Annotated in this window: 14 protein-coding genes; 11 read left to right on the top strand and 3 right to left on the bottom strand. The window is 32.0% G+C overall.

From position 1 onward, the window contains the following. The first annotated feature begins 95 nt into the window (after nt 1-95). The 7 genes from N4A42_RS05515 to N4A42_RS05485 all read left to right on the top strand — a co-directional run bounded on the left by N4A42_RS05515 (nt 96) and on the right by N4A42_RS05485 (nt 8271). Nucleotides 96-290 carry a hypothetical protein gene (locus tag N4A42_RS05515; RefSeq protein WP_294071077.1) on the top strand — a complete coding sequence of 65 codons (195 nt, stop codon included), beginning with the start codon at nt 96-98 and terminating at the stop codon, nt 288-290. Further along, a complete protein-coding gene (locus tag N4A42_RS05510) occupies nt 283-2970 on the top strand; it encodes a sensor histidine kinase (RefSeq protein ID WP_294071074.1) in 2688 nt (895 codons plus the stop codon). Before N4A42_RS05515 ends, N4A42_RS05510 begins: the two co-directional genes overlap by 8 nt. Nucleotides 2971-2990: 20 nt before the next feature. Continuing rightward, nucleotides 2991-3356 (top strand): response regulator, encoded by a 366-nt coding sequence (locus N4A42_RS05505; protein WP_294071071.1) that lies wholly within the window; start codon nt 2991-2993, stop codon nt 3354-3356. Between the two features lie 66 nt (nt 3357-3422). Then, nucleotides 3423-3650, top strand: a complete 228-nt coding sequence (locus N4A42_RS05500) for a hypothetical protein (protein WP_294071068.1) — start codon at nt 3423-3425, stop codon at nt 3648-3650. After that, on the top strand, nt 3647-5551 hold the full coding sequence (locus N4A42_RS05495; protein ID WP_294071065.1) for an acetate--CoA ligase: 1905 nt from the start codon (nt 3647-3649) through the stop codon (nt 5549-5551). Before N4A42_RS05500 ends, N4A42_RS05495 begins: the two co-directional genes overlap by 4 nt. 2 nt (nt 5552-5553) lie before the next feature. Then, nucleotides 5554-7461: an acetate--CoA ligase gene (acs, locus tag N4A42_RS05490; protein ID WP_294071062.1), complete on the top strand. Its 1908-nt coding sequence runs from the start codon at nt 5554-5556 to the stop codon at nt 7459-7461. Between the two features lie 153 nt (nt 7462-7614). After that, nucleotides 7615-8271 carry an HAD family phosphatase gene (locus N4A42_RS05485; RefSeq protein ID WP_294071059.1) on the top strand — a complete coding sequence of 219 codons (657 nt, stop codon included), beginning with the start codon at nt 7615-7617 and terminating at the stop codon, nt 8269-8271. Here N4A42_RS05485 and N4A42_RS05480 read toward each other — a convergent pair. Continuing rightward, a complete protein-coding gene (locus tag N4A42_RS05480; RefSeq protein ID WP_294071056.1) occupies nt 8268-9749 on the bottom strand; it encodes an XRE family transcriptional regulator in 1482 nt (493 codons plus the stop codon). The two genes, N4A42_RS05485 and N4A42_RS05480, sit on opposite strands and share 4 nt — an antisense overlap. Nucleotides 9750-9868: 119 nt before the next feature. Between N4A42_RS05480 and aceB the strand changes: the two genes are divergently transcribed. The 4 genes from aceB to N4A42_RS05460 all read left to right on the top strand — a co-directional run bounded on the left by aceB (nt 9869) and on the right by N4A42_RS05460 (nt 17195). Continuing rightward, nucleotides 9869-11467: a malate synthase A gene (gene aceB, locus N4A42_RS05475; RefSeq protein WP_294071053.1), complete on the top strand. Its 1599-nt coding sequence runs from the start codon at nt 9869-9871 to the stop codon at nt 11465-11467. Nucleotides 11468-11546: 79 nt separating this feature from the next. Continuing rightward, nucleotides 11547-13178 carry an isocitrate lyase gene (locus N4A42_RS05470; RefSeq protein WP_294071050.1) on the top strand — a complete coding sequence of 544 codons (1632 nt, stop codon included), beginning with the start codon at nt 11547-11549 and terminating at the stop codon, nt 13176-13178. Between the two features lie 260 nt (nt 13179-13438). Beyond that, entirely contained in the window at nt 13439-14266 is an 828-nt protein-coding gene (locus N4A42_RS05465) for a tetratricopeptide repeat protein (protein WP_294071047.1), read from the top strand. Between the two features lie 7 nt (nt 14267-14273). Further along, nucleotides 14274-17195, top strand: a complete 2922-nt coding sequence (locus N4A42_RS05460) for a fibronectin type III domain-containing protein (protein ID WP_294071044.1) — start codon at nt 14274-14276, stop codon at nt 17193-17195. Nucleotides 17196-17312: 117 nt separating this feature from the next. On the opposite strand, the gene N4A42_RS05455 is transcribed toward N4A42_RS05460, so the two are convergent. Continuing rightward, on the bottom strand, nt 17313-17975 hold the full coding sequence (locus N4A42_RS05455) for a PolC-type DNA polymerase III (RefSeq protein ID WP_294071041.1): 663 nt from the start codon (nt 17973-17975) through the stop codon (nt 17313-17315). Between the two features lie 2 nt (nt 17976-17977). Further along, entirely contained in the window at nt 17978-19867 is a 1890-nt protein-coding gene (locus N4A42_RS05450; RefSeq protein WP_294071038.1) for a DUF294 nucleotidyltransferase-like domain-containing protein, read from the bottom strand. Nucleotides 19868-19873 lie beyond the last annotated feature (6 nt).

The raw sequence follows: 19873 nt of genomic DNA, 5'->3' as shown, positions 1-19873 counted from the left end.
GATTTTATTATTACTTGATTTTTTTAGTATTTCAAAATCTCATCATTTATTTCAAAATGTTTTATTAATTTTCAATAGCAAAATCAAATTCACCTTTGAAAAAAAGACACGAACAAAAATTAATCATCCTTTCAATAACAGCTTTTGTTGTTTTAAATGTACCTTTTCTATTAATATTTAATAGTGAAGGTCATTTGTTTGGAGTGCCTATATTTTATGTTTTAATTTTTAGTATTTGGTTAGCAGTTATCGTAGTGTCTTATTTGGTTTTAAAGCGTTATTATGAGTAATTACGTTTTGTTTTTTATAATAGTTTTTTATTTAGCAGCTTTGTTCTTCATAGCTTTTGTAGCTGAAAAAAATTCAAAGAGCAAATGGGTTAATAATTCGGTGGTTTATACCTTATCTTTAGCTGTATACTGTACTGCATGGACGTATTATGGAAGTATTGGTATAGCAGCTAATTCTGGAATTAATTTCTTACCCGTTTATTTAGGTCCTGTTATTGCAGCTCCACTTTGGATTGTTTTGCTGAAAAAAATAATTAGAATATCAAAACAACATAAAATCAGTTCTATTGCAGATTTTATTTCGTTGCGTTATGGAAACAACAGATTTTTAGGAGCTTTAGTTACCATTGTTTGCTTAATGGCAATTGTGCCTTATATTTCTTTGCAGCTTAAAGCAGTTTCAGAAACGTTTCAGTTATTATCAGATGACACAAGTTATGTGTCAACTTCAGTGTATGATGATTCTACATTTTACATTGCATTATTATTAGCGGTTTTTGCTACATTTTTTGGAACTCAAACCACAGACGCATCTGAGAAACATAAAGGTATTGTTATGTCAGTGGCATTTGAATCTGTAATAAAACTTGCTTTCTTTTTGTTTGTTGGGATTTATGTAACCTATGTTTTATTTGATGGTACTGAAGATATTTATTCTAAAATGTCTAAAGCAGAAAACTTTAAATCACTTACAACTATTAATGGTTTTGAAAATGGGTTTAATTGGCTATACACTATAATGTTATCGTTTATGGCTATATTCTTGTTACCACGTCAATTTCAAGTTTCTGTAGTAGAGAATGTTAGAGAAAAGCATTTGAAAAATGCTATTTGGATGTTTCCTTTATACCTTCTGTTGTTTAACATCTTTGTTATTTTTATTGCTTGGGCAGGAAATTTAACCATAGGAAACACAGAGCAAGCAGAGTATTATGCATTGCTATTACCATTAAATAATGGAAATACATTTTTAGCTGTTTTAGTGTTTTTAGGTGGTTTTTCTGCAGTAATATCTATGGTGGTTGTAGCAACTTTGGCACTATCTACAATGGTGAGTAATAATTTGGTGATTCCATACGGATTCTTAGAATATTTTGTAAAAAGTCATCCAGAACGAAATGCTAAGTATATAAAAAACATTAGGAGAATCTCTATTTTTTCTATCATTATAGTAGCCTATGCTTTTTATGTAAATTTTTCTTTTGAACTGTCTTTGTATTCTATAGGTTTAATGGCATTTGTTATTATAGCGCAATTGGCACCATCATTTTTTATTGGATTGTTTTGGAATCGAGGTTCATCAAAAGCGACTATAATTGGAATTATTACAGGATTAAGTGTAGTTTTTTATACATTAATTTTACCGTTTACAATTCATGCAGTAACTGGGTCAGATGATCTTGTTCAGTATGGTTTGGCTAATATCGAAATGTTAAAACCTCATGCTTTATTCGGAATAGATTTCTTAAGCCCACCAACACATGCTTTTTTCTGGAGCATGATAGTTAATGTGTTTTGCTATGTCACATTTTCTGTATCCTCAAAGGGAAATTATCGTGAGCGTAATTATGCCGAAATGTTTGTGGACAGTAAAAACTACACTGACTTACAAGACGGAGCTCTTGTATGGAAAGGCGAAGCCTATGTTGCAGATATTAAGAAAGTGTTGGTAAAGTTTTTGGGTGAAGCTAGAACACAACGCGCTTTAAATCTTTTTTTTAGAAAATACGATTTGCCTTTAGATACACAAATGGCAGATGCTAGATTAATTAATTTTTCCGAAAAACTATTAACAGGAAGTATAGGAAGTGCTTCTGCTAAAATATTAATAGCAAGTGTTGTAAAGGAAGATGAAGTAAGTCTAATAGAAGTTTTGAAAATTCTTGAAGAATCTAAAGAAACTATAGCTAGAAATAAGTTGTTAAGAGAAAAATCTAGTGAACTTACAAAGCTAACGAATCAATTAAAAGATGCTAACGAAGAATTAATAGAAAAAGATAAACAAAAAGATGAGTTTTTAGATACGGTTGCACACGAATTAAAGACACCAATTACTGGTATAAGAGCAACTACAGAACTGTTGATGGATGATGAAGACGATATGCCACCAGAAATTAAAACACAATTCTTAAAGAATATGCTGCAAGATAGTGATAGACTTTCAAGGTTAATACATAATATATTAGATTTTGAAAAGTTATCTAGAGGTAGAGAGCAGCTAAATATTCAAAAGCATAATATTAGAAATACTATTCAGAAAACTATAGATAGTCTATATCGCATTGCCGATAAAAATGAGGTAAAGATTATAAATTCTAATATGAGCGATATTTCTGCTGAGTATGATGAAGATCGTATTGTACAAGTATTAACAAATCTTATCTCTAACGCTATTAAGTTTAGCAATAAAAATGGTGAAATTATTGTAGATTATAAATACGATAAAGGTTATTTGGAGATTACTGTAAAAGATAATGGAAAAGGTATTCCTAATCAGGATTTACTATTTATTTTTGACAAATTTTATCAATCAAAAAATCAAAATATCCAAAAACCAGAAGGGAGTGGTTTAGGTTTAGCAATCTGTAAACAGATTGTAGAAAACCACAATGGAAAAATTTGGGTAAAAAACAATCAAAAAAGTGGTGCAACCTTTGGTTTTAAGCTACCTTTTAAGTAAATTGTAAGCGTGTTTGAATAATGAAGAAAATTGTAATCGTCGATGACGAACCAAATATAGTAATGACATTAGAGTATACCTTTAAAAAACACAATTTTGAAGTGTATATTGCAAGAGATGGAAGCGAAGCATTAGATATTTTAGAAAATGTTGTTCCAGATGTTATTATGTTAGATATTATGATGCCTAAAGTGGATGGTTATCAGACACTTAGGTTGATTAAAGAAAGTGATGAGTTAAAGAACACTAAGGTGGTGTTTTTAACGGCAAAAAATAAAGCTTCAGATATTGAAAAAGGCTTAAAACTTGGAGCAGATAAATATTTAACCAAGCCGTTTTCAGTAAAAAAAATAGTTTCAGAAATTAATGAGCTAATTGCATCATAGGTTTCTACTTTATTAAATATTGGTTTTGTGTGCAAAGTAAACCATGTTTAATTAAAGTAAAACAAAATGAAACGTCTACGAATTAATGCTTTAACGTCTGATATAATTATCAGCTTTTACGTTATAGTAACCTTATATCTCCGTTTTAAATTTGAAAGCGAAAGCGCCACTGGCCCTTTTGAATCCCTCATTATGGGTATTTGCTTTGCTGTTATTATTTGGGCATTGATTAAGCTCAAAGTATTAAATCCAAATTGGTTTGGACTATTTAACTCTAAAAAAGCAAAGTCATGAAATATCAAAAGATTTATAAAGAGAGTATAAAAAATCCAGATACGTTCTGGAAAGCACAAGCCGATAATCTTGCTTGGTATCAAAAACCACAAGCAATCCTTGGTACAGACCAATATAACTATCCGCAATGGTTTCAAGATGGAAAGTTAAACGTTAGCTATCTATGTATAGATAAACATATAGAAGATGGTTTTGGCGATCAAAACGCTATTATTTATGATTCACCAGTAACTAACACTAAACAGCATATTACTTTTAATGAGTTACACGAGCAGGTTGCGAAATTAGCAGGTGGTTTAAGTGCGTTGGGTTTAGAAAAAGGTGATACCTGTGTTATTTATATGCCTATGATTCCACAAGCCTTGTATGCTATGTTAGCTTGTGCAAGACTTGGTGTAATACACTCAGTAGTTTTTGGTGGTTTTGCACCACATGAATTGGCAATTAGAATAGATGATTGCAAACCAAAGGCTATAATAACAGCCTCTAATGGTATAGAAGTAAAGCGTATAATTCCTTATAAGCCATTTGTAGACGAAGCTATAGAGTTAGCGGAGCATAAGCCAGAACACGTTGTTGTTTTTGATAGAAAACGAGGTGTAGATATTCCCTATAAATCTTATGATATTGATTATTCAGAATTGGTGTCAAAATCAGTTGCAATAGAACCTGTATCTGTTGAATCTAATCATCCATTATATGTTTTATACACTTCAGGAACAACAGGAAAGCCTAAAGGAATAATTAGAGATTCTGGTGGTTATGCTACAGCATTAAAATTTTCTATGAAATATGTTTATGGAGTAGAAGAAGGAGATGTGTATTGGGCAGCTAGTGATGTTGGTTGGGTTGTTGGTCATAGTTACATTGTTTACGGACCATTATTAAATAGAAATACAACCATCCTATTTGAAGGAAAACCAATAAAAACACCAGATGCTTCAACATTTTGGCGAGTTATTAGTGAGCATAAGGTTAAAGTAATGTTTACTGCACCAACAGCAATACGCGCCATTAAGAAAGAAGATCCTCACGGTAAGTTTATTAATAAATACGATTTAAGTTGTCTTAAATATCAGTTTTTGGCTGGTGAACGATGCGATGTTGCAACGTTAAGCTGGACAGAGCAACATCTTCATATTCCTGTAATTGACCATTGGTGGCAAACCGAAAGTGGTTGGCCAATGTTAACAAATATGGTTGGTGTAGAGTTAATGGAAGTTAAACCAGGATCTGCATCATTACCAGTTTGTGGTTATGATATTCAAATTTTAAATGAATCAGGAAAAGAAGTAGAAGCTGGTGTAGAAGGCTTTGTTGCTGTAAAATTACCATTGCCACCAGGAACATTATTGAATCTTTGGGGAAATCCTGAACGATTTAAGAATGGATATTTAAATAAGTTTCCAGGATATTATTTTTCAGGAGATGGAGGCTATAAAGATGAAGATGGTTATGTCTTTATCACAGGAAGAGTAGATGATATTATAAATGTTGCAGGACATCGTTTATCTACTGCAGAAATGGAAGAAATTGTTGCCTCTCATAAAGCTGTTGCAGAATGTGCAGTATTTGGTGTGCATTGCGATTTAAAAGGACAAAAACCTTTGGGTTTAATTGTTTTGAAGTCTGGTGAACAACCCGATGAAAGCCAAATATCTAAAGAAATAATTCAAGAAGTGCGTCACGAAATTGGTGCTGTAGCTGCGTTTAAAGATGTATATGTGGTAAAACGTTTGCCCAAAACACGATCAGGAAAAATTCTTCGTAAATTGCTGAGAAATATCTCAGACGATTTAGAGTATAATGTGCCATCAACCATAGATGACACAGCAATAATTTCAGAAATAAAAGCGGTATATAAGAAAAATCAAATAGGAATACATAAAAAAATTAATTAGTCATGAGTAATTATCACATTAAACACTTTGAAGAATATTTTCAGGTGTATAGAAAATCGGTTAGAAATCCTGAATCATTTTGGGAAGAAATTGCTGAAGAACATTTTGTTTGGCGAAAAAAATGGGATAATGTTTTGAGTTGGGATTTTAAAAAACCAGAGATAAGGTGGTTTGAAGGCGCAAAATTAAATATTACAGAAAATTGTATAGATAGACATTTGCATACTAGAGGTGATAAAACAGCTATTTTGTTTGAACCTAATGATCCTAACGAGACAGCTGAACATATTACTTATAAACAACTTCATGAGCGTGTGTGTAAGTTTGCAAATGTGCTTTTAGATAAAGGAATAAAGAAGGGAGATCGTGTTTGTATTTATTTGCCCATGATACCAGAATTAGCTGTTTCTGTGTTAGCATGTGCAAGAATAGGAGCTGTACATTCAGTAGTTTTTGCAGGATTCTCAGCAACAGCCTTATCTACACGTATCAATGATTGCGATGCAAAGATGGTGTTGACTTCAGATGGATCTTACAGAGGTTCTAAAACCATAGATTTAAAGGGTATTGTTGATGAAGCCTTAGAAGAGTGTCCTGGTGTAGAGTCTGTATTGGTTGCTAAACGCATCAATTCAGAAATAAATATGAAAGAAGGAAGAGATGAGTGGTTACAACCCTTATTAGACGAAGCTTATAAAGATTTAACAGCAACCGTTATGGATGCAGAAGATCCGTTATTTATATTATACACATCTGGCTCTACAGGTATGCCAAAGGGTATGTTGCATACAACAGCAGGTTACATGGTATATACAGCATATACATTTAAAAATGTTTTTCAATATAGAGAAGATGACGTGTATTGGTGTACCGCAGATATAGGTTGGATTACTGGTCACAGCTATATTGTTTATGGGCCATTATGCAATGGCGCAACAACAGTTATGTTTGAAGGTGTGCCAAGCTATCCAGATTTTGGACGTTTTTGGGACATTGTAGATAAGCATAAGGTAAATCAATTTTATACTGCACCAACAGCAATTAGAGCCTTAGCGAAACAAGGCGTTGAGTTGGTTGAAAAATATGATTTATCTTCACTAAAAGTCCTTGGGTCTGTTGGTGAGCCAATTAATGAAGAGGCTTGGCATTGGTATAATGATAATATTGGTAAAAAGAAGAGTCCAATTGTAGATACATGGTGGCAAACAGAAACAGGTGGTATTATGATTACTCCAATACCATTTTCAACACCAACAAAACCAACTTATGCTACATTGCCTTTTATTGGTATTCAACCAGCTTTGATGGATGAAGATGGTAATGAGATTAAAGGAAACCAAGTTGATGGACGCTTGTGTATAAAACATCCTTGGCCATCAATGGCAAGAACCATTTGGGGAAATCATCAGCGTTATAAGGATACTTATTTCTCTGCTTTTGAAGATATGTACTTTACAGGTGATGGAGCTTTAAGAGATGAAGTTGGTTATTACAGAATTACTGGTAGAGTAGATGATGTTATCATTGTTTCTGGCCATAATTTGGGTACAGCGCCAATTGAAGATGCCATTAATGAGCATAATGCAGTGGCTGAGTCTGCTATTGTAGGTTTTCCACACGATGTTAAAGGAAATGCGCTTTATGGTTACATTACTTTAAAAGATACCGGAGAAGATAGAGTACATGATAATGTGCGTAAAGAGATTAACCAATTAATAACAGATAGAATTGGGCCAATTGCTAAGCTCGATAAAATTCAGTTTACAAATGGATTACCAAAAACTAGATCTGGTAAAATTATGAGACGTATTTTAAGAAAAATAGCTTCAAATGATACTAGCAATTTAGGTGATACAAGTACTTTGTTAAATCCAGAAGTTGTTCAAGAAATAATGGACAACGTGCTTTAGGGTTTAAGTATTAATAGCAGGTCCCAAATTCCAAAAAAATGTGTGCACTGGAATTTGGGATTTTTTTGTACGTTAAGTTTTTGTGATATAGATAAAAACTTTTAAAATGTACAGCAAAGATTGTTTGTTTATATTCGCAAAAAAATAAAAGCGATGCTTAAAGCAGTTTTGTTTGATATGGATGGTGTTATTGTTGATACTGAGCCATTACATAGAAAAGCCTATTTTAAAATGTTTTCTGATGTAAATATTAATGTAGATGAAGATTTATATGCGTCTTTTACAGGACAATCTACGATTAATATTTGTAAACGATTAGTGGCTCATTTTAATTTAAATGAAAAGCCAGAAGATTTGGTAGCCTTAAAGCGTAAACACTTTAAGTATTTATTTGAAAATGATACAGAGTTAGCTTTAATAGATGGTGTTTTAGATCTTATTAAAGATTATTATAACAACGGATTAAAATTAGTAGTTGCATCTTCTGCATCTATGCCAAATATCAATAGGATTTTTGAACGTTTTGATTTAAATAAGTATTTCATCGGGAAATTTAGTGGAGCGGACTTAAAACAATCTAAACCGCATCCAGAAATTTTTATAAAAGCTGCGGAATTTACAGGGTTTTCAAAAAAGGAATGCATGGTCATTGAAGATTCTACAAATGGTATTGCGGCAGCTAAATCGGCAGATATTTATTGTGTAGGTTTTAAAAGTCCACACTCTTCGCATCAAGATTATACAAAAGCTGATGTTGTAATATCTGATTTTAAAGAAATAACATATCGTAAAATACTAAATATGGTTTAGCTAAATTTATCTGTAATAGCATTTACAGTATTTTCAATAGCTTTATTTTTAGTTAATTGCTCTAATGCAATAGGTTGTTCAATGCGATTTTGACTATCAAAAATGCTGTAGTTTTTAATTTTTTCAAGATTAACTTCAGATTCTTTAATAGCGCTATCTTCTAAGAAGGCAACCTTTCTTTCTAATTGTTTATCTATTAATAACCCTAAGCAAATACTTTTGTGATGATTCTTATTGTTTTCATCAATAGTTGTAGAAGTAAATACTAAATAACGGCATTTGTTTTTTGGGTGAGATAAAACATTAACCCTAAAAGTATGATTGTTTTTCTTTCTTGTAATAGCTTTGTTTAGACTAGATACACCAACCCATCTTCTGCAAAATAATTCTTTGGTTTCATCTTCTTTTTCAGATAAATTATTGATGAGATGAAGTTCTTTTTCAATGTGATAATTGTTATTTCCCTTTTGATGTGAAAATCGAATAAAGAAAAGATTAAGTAAGTTATAATCCTTTGGTAAAATATTAGTAAGCCTCTGGTAAAAAGTCTCAGAGGAAGCGTTATAGTTTTCAATAAGATTTAGAAAGTCTTTAGTATTGAATGTAGATTGCTCCAATAATTGCTTAATCTTGCTAGAGAGTGTTATTTTAGGTATTAACAATGCACCTGCAAAATATGAAGCATAAAAATTATTCAACACCTGATCGAAATTATCGAATTTTATCCAAGAGAATGTATATAAACGTTCTTTATAATTAAGATAATTAAAAGCGATTTCTTTAGCATATATAAAAGTACATTGAGGATCATCTAGATGGCTAGAGATTAATAATGTTTTAGTCTTCGGAACAAAAATAGAACGTAAACCTTCGATATGGCTTTGGTCGTCTAAAGCTGTTTTATTAATGGTGTATCCAAATTCTTCAACTAAAATATCTTCTAATTCGTTAGATTTTATGGGAGTATTTAAATCTATATGATAGGCTTTAGCAAACTTTAAAACTTCGTTTTCAATAACATCAAAATAGTTATTGTTGGCTTCTTGTAGACTTCTTAAGGAGGCTAAATAAAAGCTCTCTCTTGTAAAGCTATAGTCTTGGGCAATCTTAATAATAGTGTTTATAAATGCGTTAACTTTAGCAGGAGCATTGGCAATAATATCTATAAGTGTGCTTTCTTGTATGCCAAAATGTTCTAAAGGAATTTCTCTTAAAATTTTACCACGTAGAATACGACCAACTGGAGCAAGATTTTTATCGAGTTTTAACGATACCATATGGTCATAAGGCACTTCAAGTTGCTCAGCTAACAATAAAATTTTATCGGTTTTAGGATATTTTTTTCCTTTTTCAATTTCGTTTAAATAAGATTTTGAAAGTCCCGTTAGCTTAGATAGTCCAAATAGTGAAATACCACGTTCTGTGCGGATTTGCTTTAATTTTAAGCCAAAAATAAGTTTGATATAATCTTGTTCCATATATGCAAATATAATATTATTTGCGAACTTAAGTTTTTAGCGAAAAATATAATTTAGCGAACATTCGCTTGTTTTTTTTAATTTCTTGTTGTAACATTGTGTCTATAAATTAAATAGCTATGGATGCAATCATTACAACACCAGACCAAGTGACTTTTTCAAAAGAAGTAAAACAATTTTATCCTAATATTTTAACTGAAGAAGCTTTGCAGTTTATAAAACAGCTTCATAAAAAGTTTAATAAACAAAGGTTAGAATTATTAGAAGCACGAAAAGCTCAGCAAACATTTTTTGATAATGGTAATTATCCAAAATTTCAAGAAGAGACAAAACATATAAGAGAAGGTGAGTGGGTTGTTAATCATATTCCTGAAGATTTACAAGATAGACGTGTTGAGATAACAGGACCAGTAGATCGTAAAATGGTAATCAATGCTTTAAATTCTGGTGCAAAAACATTTATGGCAGATTTTGAAGATAGTAATGCACCAAGTTGGTCTAATACTGTTGAAGGTCAGCAAAATCTTTTAGAGGCTAATCAAAAAACAATTGAGCTTATAGATGAAGCTCGTGGCAAGCATTACAAACTAAATGAAAACACAGCAGTGCTTTTGGTAAGACCTAGAGGATTGCATCTAAACGAACGACATCTTTTAGTAGATGATGAAGAGGTTTCAGGCAGTCTTTTCGATTTTGGGTTATATGTATTTCATAATACTAATATTTTAAAAGAAACCAACACTGCACCATATTTTTATCTTCCTAAGTTAGAACATTATTTGGAAGCACGTTGGTGGAATAATGTATTTGAGTTTGCGCAAGACTATTTAGGTGTGTCTAAAGGTACATTTAAAGCAACGTTATTAGTTGAAACAATTACAGCTAGTTTTCAATTGAATGAATTCATTTACGAATTAAAAGATCATATAGTAGGTTTAAATTGTGGTCGTTGGGATTATATTTTCTCTTACATTAAAAAATTCAGAAATCATGAAGGTTTTATTGTCCCTAACAGAGATCAGGTAACAATGACCACTCCTTTTATGGCAGCCTATTCAGATTTAGTTATACAGGTTTGTCATAAGCGTGGTATTCATGCCATGGGAGGAATGGCTGCTCAAATTCCAATTAAAAATAATCCTAAGGCTAATGCACAAGCCATAGAAAAGGTTCGTATAGATAAAGAACGCGAAGCAAAAAATGGCCATGATGGTACTTGGGTTGCGCATCCTGCATTAGTGGAAGTAGCGATGAAAGAGTTCGATAAATATATGCCAACACCTAATCAAATCTTTAAAAAACGAGAAGATATAAATGTAACGGAATCAGATTTGGTAGAACTGCCTAAAGGAACAATTACAGAAGCTGGCATTAGAAAAAACATTAATGTAGGTATTCTGTATATGGAAGCTTGGTTAAGAGGTTTTGGTGCAGTGGCTTTATACAATCTTATGGAAGATGCTGCAACAGCAGAGATTTCTAGAACGCAACTTTGGCAATGGTTAAAGAATGAAACACTTTTAGAGAATGGGCGTCAATTTACCAAAGCGCTTTTTGAGTCTATTCTTGATGACGAAGTTGAAAAGATCATTACTGAAATTGATGAATCTAAGATTAAAGAAACCAAATTCCACGAAGCTATAACGTTATTTAAAACTTTGGTAACTCAAGAAGTTTTTGAAGAATTTTTAACCACTCAAGCCTATAAACAAATATAAAAAGCAAATCCCGCTAATGCGGCAACATTAGGCGGGATTCATATTAAATCTAATATATCATTAATACATTTTCAAAATTATGAAAAATTTATCACAAACTAACTATTCTTCAGCTTTACAAACTGTAAGAGATCTTAAGGCAAAATACGGAAATACATGGGCAGCCATTAGCTCAAAAAGTGCTGCAAGAATGGCAGTGCAAAATCGTTTTAAAACAGGCTTAGACATTGCTAAATATACAGCGGCTATTATGCGAAAAGATATGGCTGAATATGATGCAGATTCATCTAAGTACACACAGTCATTAGGATGCTGGCATGGATTTGTGGCGCAGCAAAAAATGATTGCAATAAAAAAGCATCATAAAACAACAAGCAAGCGTTATTTATACCTTTCTGGTTGGATGGTGGCAGCTTTGCGCTCAGAGTTTGGTCCATTACCAGATCAGTCTATGCACGAGAAAACAGCTGTGCCAGCTTTAATTGGAGAGATTTACGATTTCTTACGTCAGGCAGATGCTATAGCACTTAATGATTTGTTTAGACGATTAGAATTGGGAGAAGATGTGCAAAATGAAATAGATAATTTTGAAACACATGTAGTGCCTATTATTGCAGATATTGATGCTGGTTTTGGTAATGAAGAAGCTACGTATTTATTGGCAAAAAAAATGATTCAGGCTGGAGCTTGCGCTATTCAAATCGAAAATCAGGTGTCAGATGCTAAACAATGTGGGCATCAAGATGGTAAGGTAACTGTGCCACACGAAGATTTTATTGCAAAGCTTAATGCGGTGCGTTATGCCTTTTTAGAATTAGGCATCGATGAAGGTGTTATTGTAGCACGTACAGATTCTGAAGGTGCTGGTTTAACTCAAAAATTACCTGTAAGTAAAGAACCAGGTGATTTAGCATCTCAATATTTAGCTTTTGTTGATGCTGAAGAAATTACTATAGAACAAGCTAAAGAAGATGATGTATTGCTAAAACGAAAAGGTAAATTAATGCGTCCTAAACGCTTACCAAATGGCTTATATCAATTTAAAGAAGGAACTAATATAGATAGAGTAGTGCTAGATTGCATAACGAGTTTACAGAATGGTGCTGATTTACTTTGGATTGAAACACCAACACCAAACGTTAAGCAAATTGCGCACATGGTTAATAGAGTGAAAGAAGTATTGCCAAATGCAAAGTTGGTTTATAATAACTCACCATCGTTTAATTGGACCTTAAATTTCCGTAATCAAGTTTATGAAGAAATGCTATTAGAGGGAGAAAACATGACAGCTTATGATAGAAATAATTTAATGGCTTCAGAATATGATGGCACAGAATTATGCCATAGAGCAGATGAGAAGATTAAAACGTTTCAGTTAGATGGAGCTAGAGAAGCAGGCATTTTCCATCATTTAATAACACTACCAACCTATCACACAACTGCGTTACATATGAATGATTTAACGGAAGGTTATTTTGGTAAAGAAGGTATGTTGGCATATGTAAAAGAAGTACAACGACAAGAAATTAGAAAGGGAGTATCATGTGTTAAGCATCAGCGCATGGCTGGTTCTGACCTTGGTGACGATCATAAAACATATTTTGCTGGTGATAAAGCGTTAAAGGCAGGAGGTGTAAAGAATACATCAAATCAGTTTGATACAATACCCAAAAGCAATGCGGATAAAAAACAAATAAACGTTGCTGTTTAAAAGTATTTACAAAACAGTTTTTTTTTATAAATAGTTTTGTTTCTTAGTTTAGTTAGTAGAAAACACATCCAATATTGGATGTGTTTTTTATTACAAGTGTTAATGGTTTGTAAATTAATGTTTTAAAATGCGTTTTGTCTATTATGAAGACTACAGAAATGTAATTAATCAAGGATTATTACTCTTTATCTAATTTATTCATTTACAGTGTAATTTTTTATTTCTTTTGAGTAGCTATTAATTATCCCAAATTTCACTCTTTGCGTTTAAAATCACTTTTTATATTATCATTTTTATTTTTTAGTATCTGCACTAATGCTCATGGAGATTTGCATAAGCGAATACTAAAAGTAACAGAAGAGATTAAAAAAAATCCTGACTCTGCCAATCTTTATTTTAAAAGAGGGAAGCTATATTACCAACACAGTAATTACACTAATAGTCTCAAAGATTTTGATGCTTCTAAAACATTAGGATTTAATAATTTTGAGCAAGATTTATTAGTAGCTAAAAGCAATTATCACCTTAATAAATTTAGGGAGAGTAAAATTATAATCAAAAATATTTTAAGAGATAGACCAGAGAATGTAGATGCTTTAAGATTACTAGCTGATATCTATTTTAAAAAGAAGAAGTTTAAGAAATCAGCAAAACTATATCAGTCTGTTATTCAATATTCAAAAAAAACACGTCCAGAGCATTATTTATATGCTTCTAAAGCATGGTTTGCGACTAATTCTAAGTCTGGATTTGAATTTTCTCAACAGATATTAATTGAAGGTATTGAAAAGTTAGGTGATGTTATTGTTTTATATGACAAACTTGTTTCAAATTATGTAGATATAAAAGATTTCGATTCTGCATTAAGATTTCAGAGCAAAGTAATTGAAATAAGTAACAGAAAAGAACGTGCTTACTTAAAACTTGCCAACATACAGATTCAACAAGAAAAGTTTAAAGAAGCTGAGATTTCTATTGAAAAATCTGAAGCGAGTTATAAAAAATTGCCTCATAGAATAAGGAATACCAAATTTATGAAGGAATTTTATTCAGAATTACAATCAAAAAAATTGAGCTTAAAAAAATAGAAAACTGATGAAAAGAAATTACACATTATTACTTTTATTGCTGGTAACATTGTCTTCTTTTGGGCAAACAATTACTAGGATTCCATACCTTCAAAAAGGTGCGGAAACAAGTATAACTATTAAATGGCGTACAGATATAAATGATACATCTATTGTAGAATATAGTACTGATGCTGCTTTTGCATCTTATTCAACTTATAGTGATGCAACATTAGAAACAGATCATGAAGCTGAAATAACTGGTTTAACATCTGGGACAGTTTATTATTATAGAATAGGAACTGGAGGTAGCTTGTTATCAAATAATACAGACCTTTATTTTAAAACTCATCCTGCAATTGGTTCAACAGATCCTTATACCTTTTGGATTTTGGGAGGTATTGGAAAAACATATTTTAATCCAATCAATACAGGCGCTGTAAGAGATGCTTATTATTCTTATGTAGCTAATACAGTTACAGACGGAATTATATTAACAGGAGATAATGCTGACTCTCACGGAACAGATATTCAATATCAGAATCATTTATTTGATTTTTTTACTCAAAAGTTAAAGAATTCTATTTTATGGTCTACTATAGGTAATATTGATGGGCAATATATAGGGTCTACTAATCCTGAAGGTGCATATTATAATATTTTCTCTTTTCCTACTGCTGGAGAGTCAGGAGGTTTAGCTTCAGGTACAGAGTCATATTATTCATTTGATTATGGCAATATTCATTTTATAGTTTTAAATTCTTTTGGGGAAGATAGATCGGTAGGTGGTGCTATGTACAATTGGGCTTTGAATGATATTCAAAATACAACACAGAAATGGGTTATAGGTGTATGGCATCATCCACCGTATTCAAAAGGATGGCATCCTTCAGAGGGTTTTGATAGGAATGGTAATCCTGCTGAAATAGAGTTGATCGAAATGCGAGAGAATATTTTACCAATGCTAGAGACAAATGGAATTGATTTAGTTATAGCAGGACACAGTGAGTCATATGAAAGATCATATTTTATTAATGGCCATTATGAGGAGTCTGCTGCTTTTGATTTACGGAATAATACTGTAGGTCCAAATGGAGATGGTGATGGTAAACCAAGCGGAGATGGTGCATATAGTAAATCTACTATTGGAAATAATGCAGGTATAGGCACTGTCTATTCAGTAAACGCAACAGCATCTCGTCGTGCAAGTGGTGAGTTAGATCATAATGCGATGTATTATTCTGTAAGAAATTATGGTTCTGGTATTTTAGAAGTAGATGGGAATAATCTCACAATGAAATATTTAAGAGATACAGGTGTTATTGAAGATAATTTTACCATACATAAAGGCCCAGATTATGTGTATGACAATGGTTGGCAAGATGGAAATGATCCAAATGGTGTAGCAACAAATCTTCATGATTTAGTTGTAGTATCAGGTGATGCCACAATATCATCTAACACAACGTTTAATACAGTTGTTGTTAATCCTGAAGGTAACTTGATTGTAGATTCTGGTGTGAGTTTAACAGCTAATAGTATTGTTTTAGAATCTGATTCTGATAAGTATTCAAGCTTAAATCCTACTGCTACAAGCACTATTTCAGGAAGAGTAAGATATGAAAGATATGTTAACCAAGTAGGATCTTCATCTAGTGGAGGAAATGACTTAGTAGCATCTCCTTTAACTAATGGTTCTATGGAAATTTTTAGTGATTTTGCAGATTGGAATAAGAATTTAGCGGCTTTAAATAACCTCAGAGCTTTTGCGCCTTTTAATAATGTGTCTGGTAATTATGAAAATTATGATATTGTTGTTAATGAGACAACCTCTCTAGAGGCTGGTAAAGGATATCGTGCTGCAACTGCAGATGGAAGCCCAGTAATATTTACAGGTGAGGTTAGTATAGGAAATATAAATACTACAATATCATCAGGAGCGTCTAGCTCTTGGAATTTGGTAGGGAATCCTTATACAAGTTATGTAGATGCACAAGCCTTTATTAATGAAAATGGGGCATTAGGTAATGATGTTTTAGATGCTAGTTATAATGCAGTTTATGGATATAATGCAGGTACAGATGGAGTAGGTATTTGGACTATTATTAATAATGTACAAAACGTAGGAAAGAACATTGCGCCAGGACAAGGATTTTTTGTGAACTCAAATGGTGCAGGAGGTGTAAATAATTTATCATTTACACCAACGATGAGAACTATTACAGGTAATGATGATTTTATATTAGGCCGAAATAGTAACTCAATTTCTCATCTTAGTTTAAGAATTCAAGATTCATCAAATAACTATAATACAGATTTTTATTTTTCCGATAATTGCTCTTCTGGTTTAGATATAGGTTATGATGCAGGCTCTTTAGATGCTAATGGTTTAGAGTTTTCATTGTATTCTCATTTAGTTTCAGATAATGTTGGTGTAGACTTAGCTATACAATGCTTATCATATTCAGATATGGAAACTTCTATTGTTCCTTTGGGAATAAATGCAACAGCTGGAGATAACGTAAATGTAAGTATATATGAAAATGATTTGTCTGAAGATGTAAATATATATTTAGAAGATAACGTAACCAATACATTTACTTTGTTGACTTCTGCTAACTATGCTTTTATACCAGAAGAGGATTTAACTGGTACAGGTAGATTTTTTCTTCATTTTTCGCCTTCTACTTTATCAACAGTATCTAATACTCTTAATGGATTGCAAATCTATACAAGCGCAAATCCAAACTACTTAAATGTAAAAGGTTTGCTAAATGGACCATCAAAAATAAGTTTGTTTGATGTGCAAGGTAGATTGGTGTTGACAAAAGAATTAAAAAGTAATAGTAATTCTAATTCAATTAGTGTAGAAGAATTTCAATCTGGTGTTTATGTTGTTAAGTTAGAGGTTTCTGGAGCTGTTAGAACAGAAAAAGTGATTATAAATTAACTTATAAATATTAATAGAAGCTATTAAACACATCCAAAACTGGGTGTGTTTTTTATTATAAAGGATAATAATCAATAATGAAAAATGTTGAGCGAAAATATTTAATTGATAAAAAAACTATAACAATCCAACACGTTTAATCGGTCGTTCTAAATCTTTCAATGTTAGTTTTGACCCTGTGTTTAGTTTATACAATAACTTCATAAATAATAATGCTGTTATATATGCATCACCAGAAGCGGTATGTCTATCGTGAAGTGGTATTTTAAAACGATTAGCTAATTCGTCTAAACTAAAATGTGCTTTGCTTGCGTCTATATTTGTTTTTTGAAATATGTGTCCTGTATCTAAAACTCTATTTTTTAATTTAGGTAAGTTTAACCTTTTAAGTACATTGTTAACCATAGCGACATCAAAAGCTGCATGATGAGCTACTAAAACAGCATTGTTAGTATAGTTAAGAAACTGTTGTATAGCTTCAGATTCTTTGATTTTAGTAAGCTTTCCTTCTCTTAAAAGACCGTGTATTTTAACTGTTTCTATATTGAAATGTTCTTGTTCTAAATACACTTCTAATTGATCAGATACTTTTATTTTTAAACCTTCAATAGCAATACATCCTATAGATAAAATTTTATCCTTTTTAATATTTAAACCTGTGGTTTCAGTATCAAAAACCACAAATCGAATAGCTTCAATTTTTTGTTCTTGTGAATTTGAAAAGCTAGAAACATAGTTTTCCCAAAACTTAGGATAAGATTTGTGTTTAAACCAATTCATAATTAAATTAATTGAGAGAGTTTAAAGCGTGTTTTAATTAATTCTTGAACTGCTTTTACAGCTTTAAAACTTCTTTTTAACTGCAAGCGATTCCTTTTGTTTAAAGACTCTAAATCTATAAAACGACCAGAATCGTTGTGAGTTAAACCTTGTTCTGTTCTAAAGCGTAGAAGATTTTTATAGGCTTCAATACAGAGGATGTAGGTATCTTTGTTTTGAGGTTCTAATTCTACTAGTTTTTCAAAACGCTCTACGGTATTATTAACAGCTTTAATATTATAGGATAATATCAATAATCTAGCAGCATCAACTAAAGGCATCATGGCTCTAGCTTTGATGTCAAACTGATCTTTATGTTCGCCATCATCTTCTACTAAAAATTGTCTAAAAAAGCTTAAAGGTGGAGGGTTTTGTAGTGCATTTCTTCCTAAGTAACTTAGAAATATATCGCGAGAATCTATGCTTTTAAAGATGCCTTCAGAAAGCTGGTTGATTAAATCTTTATCGCCATATACGTGTTCATAATCAAAAAATATAGTACACAACATTAGATTATCTTGATCTGGAGCTGTTATCCAACTGTTAAATTGCTGAGACCATTTAGAAACCGAATTGCACCATTTAGGGTTTTTGCCCATCATTTTAGCAGGACAAAGCTCAAAACCAGCCGTTTCTAAATCTTTATTGATGAAGTTTGAAAGTTTTAAAAAATACGATTTTGTTTCATCATAAAGCGTGTCATCTACGTTTTCAAAAACAAGTGCATTGTCTTGATCTGTCATTAGTAGTTGTTCTTGCCTTCCTTGGCTACCAATAGCGAGCCATGCAAATTTTACAGGAGGCATTGTATTCATTTTAGCTATAGAAAACTCAATGATACGTTGTGTAATACCATCGTTAATTGCAGATATTAATCGTGATATAAAATCTATAGGAATACCTTGTTCTAAATAGCGAGATAGTAGTTTTTCGGCACGTTGTCTAATGTCTTTTAGTTGTATTGCAGTTTGGCAGCGTTTAATTTCTTTGATTAGTGCAGATGCATTATTTTCTCTTAAAACAATAATGTCGTGTTCAGATAAAATTCCTGTGAGTTCGGAAGTGTTTGTACCATCTTTGGTGATGCATAAATGCGTAATACGATGTTTTAACATTGCAATTTGTGCTTCGGCAACAGTAATGGCTTCAGGATATGTAATAACAGGTGAGGACATTATAGAAGACACTAAATCATCTATTTGATACTGGCCTGTAGCAATTTTGGTACGCAAATCCTTATCTGTAATAATACCAATAGGCTCATTGTTTTCTATTATGACAATAGAGCCAACATGCTTATCGGTCATTATAGTAGCTGCTTCCTTAATACTTGTTTTTGTGTTACAAGTCACAGGATTTTTAGAATAGTCAGCTGTTTGTAAATAAGTATAGTCTGATGAACGCTGAAATTCTTCAATAAAAGTATTTGTAGCAGGGCTTTTTACTCTTGTATTAGAAGCAAAACTAGCCATAAGAAACTGACTGGCATCTGCATTGGTGGTGATGTAATTTTCTAAAAGCTCTGATGAAATGCTATATACGATGCTTTCTTCAATAGCCTTGGCATTCAGTTTATAATCACCTTTACGGAGTAAGGCACGTAAACCAAAAATATCACCTTCATCACATTTATCGGCTAAATTATTATCATCTCTAAATAAGCCAATAGCACCATTTCTTACCACATAAAAATGATTTTCTACAGGTTTACCAATTTTAAAAAGCAACTGATTATTTTCTAGATAAATAACATCTACAGCTTTTGATATGGCTAAAAGCTGTGTTTTTGTTAATAGATTAAATGGTGGATATTCCTTTAAATAATCGTATATGCGTTCTGCAATGGTATTCATAGCAGC

The sequence above is a fragment of the Winogradskyella sp. genome (genome assembly GCF_025210595.1).
Taxonomy (GTDB): Bacteria; Bacteroidota; Bacteroidia; order Flavobacteriales; family Flavobacteriaceae; genus Winogradskyella.
Note: the sequence above shows the minus strand (reverse complement) of the source record. Positions and strands in the feature narration are given on the sequence as shown.

Coding starts and splice junctions, on each gene's coding strand:
- N4A42_RS05510 (WP_294071074.1), top strand. CDS start 283: ATGAGTAATTACGTTTTGTTTTTTATAATAGTTTTTTATTTAGCAGCT.
- N4A42_RS05505 (WP_294071071.1), top strand. CDS start 2,991: ATGAAGAAAATTGTAATCGTCGATGACGAACCAAATATAGTAATGACA.
- N4A42_RS05500 (WP_294071068.1), top strand. CDS start 3,423: ATGAAACGTCTACGAATTAATGCTTTAACGTCTGATATAATTATCAGC.
- N4A42_RS05495 (WP_294071065.1), top strand. CDS start 3,647: ATGAAATATCAAAAGATTTATAAAGAGAGTATAAAAAATCCAGATACG.
- acs (WP_294071062.1), top strand. CDS start 5,554: ATGAGTAATTATCACATTAAACACTTTGAAGAATATTTTCAGGTGTAT.
- N4A42_RS05485 (WP_294071059.1), top strand. CDS start 7,615: ATGCTTAAAGCAGTTTTGTTTGATATGGATGGTGTTATTGTTGATACT.
- N4A42_RS05480 (WP_294071056.1), bottom strand. CDS start 9,749: ATGGAACAAGATTATATCAAACTTATTTTTGGCTTAAAATTAAAGCAA.
- aceB (WP_294071053.1), top strand. CDS start 9,869: ATGGATGCAATCATTACAACACCAGACCAAGTGACTTTTTCAAAAGAA.
- N4A42_RS05470 (WP_294071050.1), top strand. CDS start 11,547: ATGAAAAATTTATCACAAACTAACTATTCTTCAGCTTTACAAACTGTA.
- N4A42_RS05460 (WP_294071044.1), top strand. CDS start 14,274: ATGAAAAGAAATTACACATTATTACTTTTATTGCTGGTAACATTGTCT.
- N4A42_RS05455 (WP_294071041.1), bottom strand. CDS start 17,975: ATGAATTGGTTTAAACACAAATCTTATCCTAAGTTTTGGGAAAACTAT.
- N4A42_RS05450 (WP_294071038.1), bottom strand. CDS start 19,867: ATGAATACCATTGCAGAACGCATATACGATTATTTAAAGGAATATCCA.